The organism is Poseidonibacter sp. (genome assembly GCF_041821165.1).
Classification (GTDB): domain Bacteria; phylum Campylobacterota; class Campylobacteria; order Campylobacterales; family Arcobacteraceae; genus Poseidonibacter.
In genome coordinates this window covers 1-14,226 of record NZ_JBGUES010000047.1, presented here as the reverse complement: position 1 = coordinate 14,226, position 14,226 = coordinate 1, and the positions used below count along the sequence as shown (strand labels likewise).

Here is a 14,226-nt window from a genome sequence, read left to right as displayed (position 1 = left end):
TTCAAGTATTGTAAATATCTCTAAATTTATAGAAAAAATAGAGAATATAAATGAATACTCAAATATTACAAATCTTAATCTATCAAAAGATAAACAGACAAAAAAATATATATTTAAAATTGAAATTAGTTTTGATAAGTTTTTTATAAAAAATAAAAAAGCAGATATAAAAGTAAAAAAACAAAAGAATATAAATATATTTAAAGTAAAAGCAATTATTTCAAATAATGTATTGATTAATAATAAATGGATAAAACAAAATGAATTTATAAATGGCTATAAATTAATTGAAATAAATAAAAATTCAGTTGTTTTGCAGAAGAATAATAAACAAATCAATATAAAGGTATTTGAAAATGATAAATATACAACATCAATTAATTGATTATTCCTTATTTGAAAAATATGAAAAATCTTACTTTTGTGAGAATAAAATCTTGCCATATTATGAAGATGATATTTGTTTAAAAGTTGCAGTTTGCAATAATTCAAAACTGCATAATATAGATGAAAAATTTAATAAACTAATTAAATATACAAAATTAGATGAATTGGATTTAATGTTTGTTTTATCTAATCTTGAAGTAAAAATTAAACTCTTTACTTTATCAAATACTCTTTTATATGACACTTCATCAAATAACTCTTTACTTGAAATATTTTTAGATGAACTATTAGGTTTTGCAATAAAGTTAAGAACAAGTGATATTCATATTGAACAATATGAAGATTTAATACTATTTAGATTTAGAATTGATGGTAGATTAAAGACATTTTTTATAATGAAAAAAGAGTTATTTAAACCATTTTCTTCTTATATTAAATTAATTTCAAACTTAGATATTACACAAGTTAGACTACCTCAAGATTCAAGGTTTTCATTTTTAATTAATGAATTTGAATATAATTTTAGAGTTTCAACTATGCCAACTCTAAATTCAGAATCAATAGTAATAAGAATTCTTGATAAGAAAAATGTTGATAAGTCATTAAAAGATTTAGGCTTATGTTCAAATCTATTTTTAAAATTAAAACAATCACTTCTTTTAAATCAAGGTTTGATATTAATTACAGGTCCAACAGGAAGTGGAAAAACTACAACTCTGTATTCAATCCTAAAAGAGTTAAAATCACATGAAAAAAAGATAATAACAGTTGAAGATCCAGTTGAGTATAAAATTGATTCAATACAACAAATAGCAGTTAATACAAAAATAGGTTTAAGTTTTGATTTGATTTTAAAAAATATATTAAGACAAGATCCCGATATTATACTAATTGGAGAAATTAGAGATAAATTCTCATTAGATATTGCTCTTCAAGCATCTTTAACAGGACATCTTGTAATTGCAAGTATTCATGCTAATAATGCACTTGAAACGATTTCAAGATTAGTTGATTTAAAAGCTGACCCTTTTTTAATATCTTCATGTTTAAAACTAGTAATGGCTCAAAGATTAGTATTAAACTTTTGTAAAGAGTGTAAAGGAGAAGGATGTGAAATATGTAGTTATACAAAGTTTTATGATAGGTCATGTATAGCTGAACTTTTAGAAGTTGATGAAAATATATCTTCTATGATATTTAAAAAATCTGATTTAAATGAGATTAAAAAATATCTAAATACTATTAATTTTAAAACTTTACTTGATGATGGAAAACAAAAAGCTAAAGAAAATATCACTTCATTAGAAGAAGTTTATAAAGTAGTATCTTTTTAATGAAAAAGTATAAAATAAAATATCAAGAAAGCTCAAAAATCAAAACAAAGATTATAGAAACAGTAGATATTAATCAAAAAAATTTACCCAAGAATATAATTAGTATCAAAGAAATTAAAATAAAAAAGAATATGAATATTTTTTCTTTAAATACAAAAATATCAAATAAGGAGATAAATTTACTTTTTTATGAATTAAATATTATGCTAGAAGCAAATATTACATTTAGTGATGCACTTGATATTTTAATTAAAAATAAAAAGAATAAAAATATTATTGCCTTACTTGAGTCTATAAAATACTCTTTTACAAATTCAAAATCAATATCTAAAGCTGTTAAAAAATTTAATATAAATTATCTTGTATCAGCTTTTTTAGATATTTCACAAAGTACTGGAAATATAAACTCAAATATTAAGGCACTTTATTTATTGCTTGAAGAAAATAGCAAAATAAAAGAGGATTTTATAAAATCAATTCGTTATCCAATAGTTTTAATAATCAGTTTTATAATATCTTTATTTTCAATTTTTTATTTTGTAATACCAAAATTTGAACTTATTTTTGCACAAACTACAAATGAACTGCCATTAGCTACAAAAATACTTTTACAAACGCAATACTTCTTTGAAAACTTTTTTATATATGGATGTTTAGTTTTTATTTTTATTATAGGAACTATTTATATTTATTATAAAAAGGATAATTCTTTTGAGTATTTTATTGATAAGTTTATTGTTACAAAAGTTTTTATAATAAAAGACATTTATTTAAATATGCAATTATATAAAATATTTTTAATTCTTGATATTATGATAAATTCAAAACATGAATTTCATAAAGCACTAATTTCTTCAAAAGTTTTACTAAAAAATCAATATCTTTTAGATAAAATAGCGACAATTGACAATTTACTACAAAATGGTAAAAGTATTAGTTATTCTTTTTCTCAAACACAAATTTTTGATGATATTGTATTAAACCTTATTAATACAGGTGAAGTTTCAAATTCATTAAATATTACAGTAAAAGAGATAAAGAAAATTTATAAGATTAGATTTAATAATAAAATTAAATTATTAACAGCATTAGTTGAACCTATATTCTTAGTGACTATTATGGGATTAATCCTTTGGATAGTATTGGCGATTTTTATGCCAATTTGGGATATGGGGAATATGATAAAAATTTAGAGGAATATAGATATGAGTAATGATGTAGAGTTCGAAAATTCTATTAGAAAAATGTTAGAACATGTTGGTGAAGATGTAAATAGAGAAGGTTTAATAGATACACCAAGTAGAGTAAGAAAAGCTTTTGAATTTATGTGTAGTGGGTATAATCAAGATCCTAAAGAGATTTTACAAAAAGCACTTTTTACATCATCAAATGATGAAATGGTTGTTGTAAAAGATATTGAATTTTATTCACAATGTGAACATCATATGCTACCAATTATTGGAAAAGTTCATGTTGCATATATTCCTAATGGAAAAGTTGTAGGACTTTCAAAAATACCAAGAGTTATTGATGTATTCGCTCGTCGTCTTCAAATTCAAGAGCAATTAACTGAACAAATTTGTGATGCATTAAATGAACACTTACAACCAAAAGGTGTTGCAGTGATGATTGATGCAAGACATATGTGTATGGAAATGAGAGGTGTTCAAAAGATTTGTTCAACTACTGTTACTTCAGCTTTAAGAGGTTTATTTAAAACTAATAAAAAAACTAAAGATGAATTTTTATCAATTGTATCTTCATCATTACATAAATAAAACGAGATAATTTGATAAATTTAGAAAATATAAAAGAGATAAAATTTTCATATTATGATGTAAATAAATATGTTTACGATTTTATAATGTTAGAAAATAGAAAAGAAAAAATTTCACAAAATGAGTATAGATTTTATCTAATTTGTTTAAATACAAATGTTTCAGCAAATGGTGAAGTATTTTTAAACCTAAAAATAAAAGATGATAAGTTATATTTTAGAACAGATTATTTTGCAAATAGTTTTGATGATATTTTACTAAATAAAAAAGAAAAAACTTCAAATGCAAGTGATACTTTTTTTGTAGATTTTGGTGAAGATTTATTAGAAATAAAAGTTTCTTATGAATAAAGCTGTCATTTTTGATTTAGATGGAACATTAATTGATTCACTAGAAGATTTAGCTAATAGTGTAAATGAAACCCTTGCTGAGTTTAATTTACCTCTTCACACAATAGATGAATATAAATATTTTATAGGTAATGGTGCAAAAGTATTAATTCAAAGAGCTTGTGAAAACTGTAATGTAAATGATGAGTTATTAGATACATTACATAAGAGATTTGAAATTATTTATAAAGATAAAATAAATAGTAAAACAAAAGTTTATAAAGGGATTTATGAACTTTTATCAAAACTTGAAGAGATTAATTTACAAAAAGCAATTCTTTCAAATAAGCCACATGCTTTTACTATTGACTATGCAAATAAGTTTTTCAAAGATTTTACATTTGTTAATATTTCTGGACAAAAAGATAATATCCCTAAAAAACCAGATCCACAAGTTGCACTTAATATCTTAGAAGAGTTTAAACTTGAAGCTAAAGATGTTTATTTTATTGGTGATACAAAAGTAGATATGCAAACAGCTAAAAATGCAGGAATGATTGCAATTGGTGTGCTTTGGGGATTTAGAGATGAAAAAGAGTTAAGAGAAAATGGAGCTGATTATATTGTATCAACTCCAGATGAAATTTGGGAATTAATTAAAACTACTTAATTACTATTTTTAATGTTAGCTTATATCTTATAGAAGTATAATTTTTGCTAACATTAAAAAACTAAAGAAACCAACAATATCAGTAACAGTTGTTAGTAAAACTGTACTTCCAACAGCAGGGTCTATATCAAATTTTTTAAGAATAAGTGGAATTGATGCTCCAAAGAATCCAGCTGAAAATAGATTCATAATCATAGATAAACCAATTACTACACCTAATAACTTTTCATCAAACCAAATCCAAGCGATTATTCCCATAATTAGTGCAAATAAGAAACCATTAAAAATAGAAATAAAGACCTCTTTTTTTACAGCATCTCTAGCATTATCAAGATCAATATCCCCTAATGCTAACTGTCTTACCATTACGGCTAATGTTTGTGTTCCTGCATTTCCACCCATTGATGCAACAATAGGCATTAAAATTGCAAGTGCTACATAAGATTGAATAACTGTATCAAATATACCAATTACTAAAGAAGCTAATATTGCAGTTCCTAGGTTTAAAAATAACCACATTGCTCTTTTCTTAGCAGTTGCTATAAGATTATCTTCATGCTCAAAATCATCATCAACACCAGCTAATTGGTACATTTGTTCTGTTGCATTTTCTTCAATTACATCTAAAATATCATCAGAAGTAATTCTACCTATTAACATACCTTGATAACCAGTAACTGCAACAACACTTAAATCATATTGCTCAAACTTCTTTGCTACTTCATCAATATCTTCATCATCATCAACTTTAAAAGCTTTATATTTATTTTCTTGTTCTTTTATAACTTCATCATATGTTTTATTAAAATCAAAAATAATTAAATCTTCTAGTGAAATAGATGCTAATAAAATCTTATGATCATCAATAATAAAAACTTGATGAATGTTTTCTAGTTCATCTTCTGCTTTTGCTTGTTTTAATCGTTCAATTGATTCACCAATTGTTTCTTTAATATTTGCAGAAAAAAGCTCTGTTTGCATATATGCACCAGCTTCATCTTCTTCATATTTTTTAAGCCAATCAATCTCTTTTTTATCTTCTTCTTCTAAACCATCATAAATTTCTTTGGCTTTATCAATATCTAGTTCTTCAATTTCTTGAATAATATCTGTTTGGTCATCAGATTCAAGCTCATCAACCGCATCTGTTAATTGCTCAATTGATAATTCAGAATAAGCATCTTCTCTAAGATTTTCAGGAAGTTCAAGTAGAACCTCACCTAATATATCATCAGGTAGGTTTTTAAGTGTGAAAAAGAAATCATCAACACTATTTTTTTCTATTTTTTTTAAGGAGTTTGCAATATCACTTGGGTGTAACGAATCAAGTTTTTCTAAAAGCTCATTAGGATCTGTAATTAAATCTTCAAGAGGCATTATTTACTCCTTATATAGTTAGTTTAGTTTTGTACGTAGTTCTATCCAGTTTTATTGGTTTTTCTCTATTCTCATCTTTTAAGATTAAATCAAAGTCTTTTATTACTATTTGAGCATTTGCAATAAATGTATTTTTACTTTTACCTTTTAAAGCCTTAGTATCAGCTTTTCTAATAACATTCATTGCATTTACAGCACGTCCATTTTTATATAAACCTAAATGTAAGTGTGGTCCTGAACTAAGACCTGTATTTCCAACATAACCAATATGGTCACCTTTTTTTACACTTTGTCTTCTTTTAATACCTTTTCTAAAAGCATTTTGATGGGCATATAAAGTTTTATATCCATTTCTATGGTTAATAATAATTGTTTTACCATATCCTCCACGTCTTCCAATAAACTCAACATATCCATCACCTGCTGCATAGATTTTTCTTCCTCTTGGTGCTGCAAAATCTGTACCTAAGTGTGCTCTATATCTTTTTAAAACAGGATGCCATCTTTTTTTTGTAAAATGACTTGAAATTCTTTTATATGTTAAAGGTACTTTAAAAAAGTATGTTTTAGTAAATGCTTTTGCTTTTTCATCATAATATTTATCATCTTTTGAATTTTTAAATCTATAATATTTTTTTCCAGAAACTTCTACCATTGAAGCTAAAATTTCAGGCATACTATGAGCTCTTCCCATTAAAACCTTTTGTTTATATTTTATAACAATAAAATCACCTTTTTGCATTCTTCTAAAGTTAACAGTATTATCATAAATTGATTTTAATTGAGCAGCAAGCATTGGACTACCTGTTGCTTTTTTTAAATCATAAGCAATTGATGTAGTAATAGGTAAAGCAATACTTTGTGTAATTTCTTCATAGTTAATAGGTAATGTTTTAAATTTGTATGTATTATCAACATCTTTATAAATATGTAATTGAATATCTTCAGAAACTGGAATTAAAACTTGGTTTAATGAACCATCATCTTCTTCATATAAATAATATTTTGCATCTGCACTTATTTCAGAACAAAGCTCTTTATCCTCTTTTTCAAGATTAAAATACAAGCTATTAGGAATAGCATACTTATCTAGAAATGTTAAAAATGTTTCGCCTCTAGGCCAAGGTAATTCTTTAACTTCAGCTGAGTAAAGTAGGTTAAAGAAAATAATAAATAATAATAAGATTTTTTTCACTGATAATCACTTTTTGTTATAAAATTAGGGCGTTAATTATACCTTTGTTGAACTTAAATAACAATTTACAAGCACTTAATCATTTTACTTATTACTTAAATAAATTGCCTAAATAATATTTGTTAAAAGTAAATTTAACTCTTTTTTAGATATAATCGCACTAATTAACAACCATAATTTAAGGCGTAAAGATGCAAAAAGAAGAGATGAATCTTGAAGAGATGGCACTTGCTCACTCTTTAACACTTGAAGAACTAGATAATATTAAAGAAATTTTAGGAAGAGATCCTAATCATGTAGAAATTGGTATTTTCTCTGCGATGTGGTCTGAACATTGTTCATACAAATCAAGTAAAAAATATTTAAACGGTTTTCCAACAAAAGCTCCATGGGTAATCCAAGGTCCAGGTGAAAATGCTGGTGTTATTGATATTGGTGATGGATATGCTGCTGTATTTAAAATGGAATCACATAATCATCCATCATTTATTGAGCCTTACCAAGGTGCTGCTACTGGTGTTGGTGGAATTTTAAGAGATGTATTTACAATGGGTGCACGTCCAATTGCTAATATGAATTCAATTAGATTTGCTGGTATTGAAGGTGATAGTGAAACTGCACAAAAACACAGATTTTTATTAAGAGGTGTTGTTGCTGGTATTGGTGGATATGGTAACTGTATGGGAGTTCCTACTATTGGTGGTGAAACTACATTTGAAGAGTGTTATGCTGGAAATAACCTTGTAAATGCATTTACAGTAGGACTAGCTAAAGCTGATGAAATCTTCTTAGGAAAAGCAGAAGGTTTAGGAAATCCAGTAATGTATGTTGGTTCTAAAACTGGTCGAGATGGTTTAGGTGGAGCAGTTATGTCTTCAGCTTCATTTACAGAAGATAATGAATCAAAAAGACCAACAGTTCAAGTTGGAGATCCTTTCACAGAAAAATTACTTTTAGAAGCTTGTTTAGAGTTATTTAAAGCTGATTTAATTATTGGTATTCAAGATATGGGAGCTGCAGGGCTTACTTCATCTTCATTTGAAATGGCAGGAAGATCTGAATCTGGTATGATTATGCACCTAGATAAAGTTCCAGCAAGAGAAGAGGGAATGACTCCTTATGACTTTATGCTTTCTGAATCACAAGAAAGAATGCTTATTTGTGCTAAAAAAGGTAGTGAGCAAGCAATTATTGATATTTTTGAAAAATGGGAATTAGATGTTGCTGTTATTGGTGAAGTTACTGATACTGGAAATATGGAATTATTCTGGCATGGTGAAAAATGTGCAGAAGTACCAGTTCAACCAGTTTCTGAACAAGCTCCAATTTTAGATAGACCAGTTTCTAAACCTGTTTATTTAGAAGATATTGAAAATATTACATTAGATAAAGAAATTTCAAATCAAGCTGCATTTGATGATTTATTCTCTGATATGGAAGTTGTTGATAAATCTTGGGTTTACTCTCAATATGATTCAATGGTTCAAACAAATACAATTAAAGGACCAGGTTCTTTAGATGGTTCATCTATTAGAATTAAAGAAACAGGAAAAGCATTAGCTATGTCTGCTGATTGTAATACTAGATTATGTTACATAAATCCAGAACTAGGAGCAGCTGCTGCTGTTATGGAATCAGGAAGAAATGTTGCTATGACTGGTGCTGTTCCTAAAGCAATTACTGATTGTCTTAACTTTGGAAACCCAGAAAATCCTGAAGTAATGTGGCAATTTGCTGCATCATGTGAAGGTATTAAAACTGCTTGTAAAGAATTAAATACACCTGTAATTGGTGGAAATGTTTCTTTATATAATGAAACTAATGGCGTAGGTGTTTTCCCAACTCCTTCAATTGCTATGGTTGGTGTTAATGAAGATGCAAATAAAGTATTACCTTCTTGTTTACAAGAAAATGGAAATATTTTATATATCTTAGGTGAAACTAAAAGTGAATTTGGTGGATCTTTATATATGAAAAAAATGTATGATACAGTTGCAGGAGCTCATCCAGAAGTTAATTTTGAAAATGAATTAAAACTATGGGATACTGTAATTGAAGGAAATAAAGCTTCATTATTAGAATCAGCAAAAGATGTTAACATTGGTGGAATTGCAATTTCATTATCAAAAATGGCTGTTGTTGGTAAACTTGGAGTTGAAGCTAATATTTCTTTAAATGATTCAAAAGATATATTCTCTGAATCTTTATCAAGAGCTATCGTTGAAGTTAAACCAGAAAACTGTGAAGCTTTTGAAAAATTAGCTACTGCTAAAAATATTGAATGCTCAAAAATTGGTGTTGTTCAAGGAAATAAAATTTCAATTAATGATATCTATAAAGAATTAGATTCTGCATCTGATACTTACTTCAATAAATTCAAAAGAGTTATTGAACAAGATTTATAAAAACTAATATAAAAGAAGATTTTTCTTCTTTTATATCTCTTCTATCCTTCCTCTTTTTTTTTAAAATAAATTTATTATATTATCAAAATATAATAAACTATAAGATACAATCACTAAAAATTATTTTTGATAAAACTTAAAGTTTAATCTTTGCTGCTTGGTGATTTATATTGATTATTTTAATTTATATAAATTTGTTTATAATTAAAAAGGAAATATGAATGTTAAAAAATCTTTCTACAAGAAAAAAGTTATTACTTTTACCAATTTTATATGTTGGTATAGTATTGGTATCTGCTTTGACTTTCTCTTATTATAATGAATTAGTAAAAAATAGAAATAATGCTGCTATGCAAACAGAATCTTTTATTGAAATGGTTCTAAATGGAAGAATATCAGTATACCAATTTTTACGCGATCCCTCTTCTCAAACAGCCCAACATGTACAAAATGATTTTGGATTATTAAGTAAAAGTGTATCTGAGTTTAAATCTTCATTAACTGTTGAAGAAAATAGAATTCTTTGTGATGAAATTGTTTCAAACTCAAAAAAATACTTAGATTATTTTGATGATTTTTCTCAAAAAAGAATAAATGATATTCAAAATGGCATAGAAAAAGAATCTAGTGAAATTAATGATATTATAAAAAATATGGCAAATACAGGAAAAATATTAGAACACAAATTAGCAGAAATTAATAAAAGTGCCTTATTATTAAAAGAAGAAGCTAGTAATACTTTAGTTGTTGTTTTAATTATTATAGCAGTTGTTTCAATTATTGTATTTATTATATTCTCAATGTTAATATCAAATATTATTGTAAGTGCTTTAGATGACTTTAAAAATGGTTTATTATCATTTTTCGCATTCTTAAATAGAAAAACTAAAACTGTTGAGTCTTTAAACTCTTCATCAAATGATGAATTTGGAGAAATGGCAAAGATTGTAAATGAAAATATTACTGATATTCAAGAAGGTCTGATAAAAGATACAAAAGCTGTTGAAGATGCTTTAATTATTGTATCACAAGCAAGAAAAGGTAATTTAGGAGTTCAACTAAATACAAAAGCAAATAACCCTCAATTAATAGAATTAAGTGATGCTTTAAATTCAATGATTAGTGGTATAAAAACAAATATTGATAGTATTAGTGTAGTTTTAAAAGAGTTTAGTAATTATAAATTTATTAATAAAGTTGATCCTAAAAATTTAGAAGGGGATATGTTTGAATTGATAAGTAATGTAAACTTCTTAACAGATGAAGTTTCAGGTTTACTAAAAGAGTCATTAAGTATTGGTTTAACTCTTGATGATGCATCTGACAAATTAATTTTAAATGTTGATAGTTTAAATAGAAGCTCAAATGAAGCAGCAGCATCCTTAGAAGAAACAGCAGCAGCATTAGAAGAGATAACAAGTACAATTATAAATAATGCAGAAAATGTAAGTAAAATGAGTTTATATGCTAATGAACTTGGTGATTCAGCTAAAAAAGGTCAATCATTAGCTCAAAACACAACTACTGCAATGGATGAAATTACAGAACAAGTTACACTTATTAATGAATCTATTTCTATTATTGATCAAATTGCATTCCAAACAAATATTCTATCACTAAATGCAGCCGTAGAAGCAGCAACAGCTGGTGAAGCAGGAAAAGGGTTTGCAGTTGTTGCACAAGAGGTTAGAAACCTTGCAAGTAGATCAGCAGAAGCAGCAAAAGAGATTAAAAATATTGTTGAAAGTGCTACATCAAAAGCAGCACATGGAAAAAGTATTAGTGCTGATATGATTAAAGGATATGATAGTCTTTTAATTAATATTACAAAATCAACTGAAATGATTACAGAAATTTCAAATGCAAGTAGAGAACAAGAAACAGGTATTACTCAAATTAATGATGCAGTTACTCAACTTGATAAACAAACACAAGAGAATGCTTCAACTGCAACACAGACATTAGATATTGCTATTCAAACTGATACAATTGCTAAAGAGATTGTTGCAGATGCAAATGCAAAAGAGTTTTTAGGAAAAAGTGAAGCTAAAATTGTAATTTCAAAAAAAACTGATGGAGCGCCAAAAGTTTTAAAAGATTTAAACAGGGTAAAGGAAACTCCAAAAAAAGAAACTCCAAAAAAAATCATTACTTCAAATAAATCAGATGATGAGTGGGAAAGTTTTTAGTAAAAGCAACTCATAATCACTTTTTTTGTATACTTGCAAAAATTTAAGAAACAACAGAGGATTTGATTTGAGAGCATTAATTAGTGTTAGTGATAAAAGTGGTGTTGAAAATTTCGCAAAAGAATTAGTTGCATTAGGTTATGAGATTATCTCAACTGGTGGTACATATAATAAACTAAAAGATGCAGGAATTGCTGTAATTGAAGCAAATGAAGTTACTAAATTTCCTGAGTGTTTTGAAGGTAGAGTTAAAACTCTTAATCCTTTTATTCACGGTGGTATTTTACATAGACGTGATAAACAATCACACCTTGACCAAGCAAAAGAATTAGGTGTTGAAGGTATTGATTTAGTATGTGTTAACCTTTACCCATTTAAAGCTACAATTGAAAAAACTGATGATTTCGAAGAGATTATTGAAAACATTGATATTGGTGGTCCTGCAATGGTAAGATCTGCTGCTAAAAATCATGATTCTGTAATTATTGTTACTGATGTTGTTGATTATGACCTTGTATTAGAAAATCTTAAAAATGATACTAATACAGCTGAATTTAGAAGAGATATGATGATTAAAGCATATGAACATACTGCTGCTTATGATTCTATGATTGCAAACTACATGAATAAAAGATTTAATAACGGTATGGGTGCTAAACAATTTATCGTTGGAGAAAAAGTTTTCGATACAAGATATGGTGAAAACCCTCATCAAAAAGGTGCATTATACGAATTTGATAATCAATTTACTGATAAATTTATTACATTAAAAGGTGAAGCATCATTTAATAATATGGGTGATATTTCAGGAGCTGCAAGAATTGCATCTGCTTTTGGTTCTGATAAAGCTGTATGTATTGTAAAACATGGTAATCCTTGTGGATTTGCTATTAAAGATACTTTATTAGAGTCTTATAATGAAGCACTTAAATGTGATCCTGTTTCTGCTTTTGGTGGAGTTGTTGCAGTAAATGGTACAGTTGATAAAGAACTTGCAGAAAAAATGAATGAAATCTTCTTAGAAGTTGTATTTGCTGCAAAAATTACTGCTGAAGCTCAAGAAGTTTTTGCTAAGAAAAAAAGAATTAAACTTTTTGAACAAGGTACAGATATTTTAGAATTAGCAAACGATAAAATTGACTTTAAAAGAGTTGATGGTGGATTTGTTTATCAAGATGCTGATAAAGTTGAAGAAGATGAAGTTAGAAATTCTGAACTTAAATCTACAAGAGCTGCAACTGAGCAAGAAATCAAAGATATGGAAATTGCATATAAAATTGCATCATTAACAAAATCTAACTGTGTTGTTTATGTTAAAAACTCTGCAATGGTAGCTGTTGGTATGGGTATGACTTCAAGAGTTGATGCATCAAAAGCAGCACTTACAAAAGCTAATGACATGGGTCTTGATGTTACTGGTGCTGTATTAGCATCAGAAGCATTTTTCCCATTTAGAGACTCAATTGATGCAGCACAAGAAGCTGGTGTTAAATGTGTAATTGAACCAGGTGGTTCTATTAGAGATGAAGAAATTATTGATGCTGCTAATGAATTTGGTATGGCTTTATATTTCTCAGGAAAAAGACACTTTTTACATTAAAATAATTAAAAAATAATATATCTCATAGGCTTTAGCCTATGAAATAATGATTTAATTTGATATACTAATACTTAATTTTTTACAAGGTTAGATATGTTTATTAAATCATTTATTATTTTATTTATTATACTTACAACATCACTTTTTTCAAAAGATTTAAAAAAAATAACTCTTCAATTATCATGGTTTGATCAATTCCAATTTGCAGGATATTATATAGCAAAAGAAAAAGGTTTCTATAAAAAACTAGGTCTTGATGTAGAAATAAAACCATTTAATTTTGGTATGAATATTCCACAAGATGTATCAAATTCAAAAATAGATTTTGCTGTTGGAAGAGAAACTCTTATTTTAGAAAAAGCAAAAAATAAAAAAATAGTCGCTTTATATGCACTTTTTCAAGCTACTCCTTTAGTATTATTAAGTACAAAAGAATCCAATATTAATACAGTAGAAGATTTTATTGGAAAAAGAATTATGACTACAATTGATGATTCAAGTGAAGTATCTTTAAAATCTATGATACGTTCTCATAAAGTAAATATTGAAGATTTAAATTTTATAAAACACTCTCATAATATAAATGATTTAGTAAATAAAAAAACCGATGTAATCTCTGCTTATCTTTCTAAATCAACATATCACTTAGATAAAATGGGTATAGAATATAATATTTTTGATCCAAAAACTCATGATTTTGATATGTATAGTGATTTTTTATATACAAATGAAGATTTAATCAAAAATGACCCTCAAATGGTTTTAGACTTTAAAAAAGCATCATTAAAGGGATGGGAATATGCTTATTCTAATATAGAAGAAACAGCAAACTTAATTGTAAAAAAATATAATGCCCAAAATCTAACAAAAGATGAATTGATTTATGAAGGTAACGAACTAAAAAAACTATCTTATTTTAAAACAAATAATTTAGGTGAAATAAAAAAAGAAAAAATGAGAAG

At 26.6% G+C, this 14,226-nt stretch carries 12 protein-coding genes; 10 read left to right on the top strand and 2 right to left on the bottom strand.

The genetic code is table 11. The features are described 5' to 3' along the window. From ACERKK_RS05665 to ACERKK_RS05640, 6 genes are all read left to right on the top strand, one after another. Positions 1-385: hypothetical protein (locus tag ACERKK_RS05665; protein WP_373772112.1), on the top strand; the 385-nt coding region annotated here is incomplete at its 5' end. After that, positions 357-1,721, top strand: a complete 1,365-nt coding sequence (locus tag ACERKK_RS05660) for a GspE/PulE family protein (RefSeq protein WP_373772111.1) — start codon at positions 357-359, stop codon at positions 1,719-1,721. The genes ACERKK_RS05665 and ACERKK_RS05660, both read left to right, overlap by 29 nt. Continuing rightward, positions 1,721-2,914, top strand: coding sequence for a type II secretion system F family protein (locus ACERKK_RS05655; RefSeq protein WP_373772110.1), 1,194 nt, complete (start codon positions 1,721-1,723; stop codon positions 2,912-2,914). The genes ACERKK_RS05660 and ACERKK_RS05655 overlap by 1 nt, the downstream gene beginning before the upstream one ends. A gap of 12 nt (positions 2,915-2,926) precedes the next feature. After that, positions 2,927-3,499 carry a GTP cyclohydrolase I FolE gene (gene folE, locus ACERKK_RS05650; protein ID WP_373772109.1) on the top strand — a complete coding sequence of 191 codons (573 nt, stop codon included), beginning with the start codon at positions 2,927-2,929 and terminating at the stop codon, positions 3,497-3,499. An 11-nt stretch (positions 3,500-3,510) separates the two neighbouring features. Beyond that, positions 3,511-3,849 (top strand): hypothetical protein, encoded by a 339-nt coding sequence (locus tag ACERKK_RS05645; protein ID WP_373772108.1) that lies wholly within the window; start codon positions 3,511-3,513, stop codon positions 3,847-3,849. Beyond that, positions 3,842-4,498 (top strand): HAD family hydrolase, encoded by a 657-nt coding sequence (locus tag ACERKK_RS05640; RefSeq protein WP_373772107.1) that lies wholly within the window; start codon positions 3,842-3,844, stop codon positions 4,496-4,498. The genes ACERKK_RS05645 and ACERKK_RS05640 overlap by 8 nt, the downstream gene beginning before the upstream one ends. A gap of 27 nt (positions 4,499-4,525) precedes the next feature. Here the strand turns inward: ACERKK_RS05640 and mgtE are convergent, their stop codons facing one another. Then, positions 4,526-5,875 (bottom strand): magnesium transporter, encoded by a 1,350-nt coding sequence (mgtE, locus tag ACERKK_RS05635; protein WP_373772106.1) that lies wholly within the window; start codon positions 5,873-5,875, stop codon positions 4,526-4,528. 10 nt (positions 5,876-5,885) lie between these two features. After that, positions 5,886-7,070 carry a peptidoglycan DD-metalloendopeptidase family protein gene (locus ACERKK_RS05630; protein ID WP_373772105.1) on the bottom strand — a complete coding sequence of 395 codons (1,185 nt, stop codon included), beginning with the start codon at positions 7,068-7,070 and terminating at the stop codon, positions 5,886-5,888. 191 nt (positions 7,071-7,261) lie between these two features. On the opposite strand from ACERKK_RS05630, the gene purL reads away from it, so the two are divergent. The 4 genes from purL to ACERKK_RS05610 form a co-directional block, all read left to right on the top strand. Next, positions 7,262-9,475 carry a phosphoribosylformylglycinamidine synthase subunit PurL gene (purL, locus tag ACERKK_RS05625; protein ID WP_373772104.1) on the top strand — a complete coding sequence of 738 codons (2,214 nt, stop codon included), beginning with the start codon at positions 7,262-7,264 and terminating at the stop codon, positions 9,473-9,475. Positions 9,476-9,696: 221 nt separating this feature from the next. After that, positions 9,697-11,664 carry a methyl-accepting chemotaxis protein gene (locus ACERKK_RS05620; protein ID WP_373772103.1) on the top strand — a complete coding sequence of 656 codons (1,968 nt, stop codon included), beginning with the start codon at positions 9,697-9,699 and terminating at the stop codon, positions 11,662-11,664. A gap of 67 nt (positions 11,665-11,731) precedes the next feature. Continuing rightward, entirely contained in the window at positions 11,732-13,264 is a 1,533-nt protein-coding gene (gene purH / locus ACERKK_RS05615) for a bifunctional phosphoribosylaminoimidazolecarboxamide formyltransferase/IMP cyclohydrolase (protein ID WP_373772102.1), read from the top strand. Positions 13,265-13,357: 93 nt separating this feature from the next. Next, the coding region (locus ACERKK_RS05610) for an ABC transporter substrate-binding protein (protein ID WP_373772101.1) at positions 13,358-14,226 on the top strand (869 nt) is incomplete at its 3' end.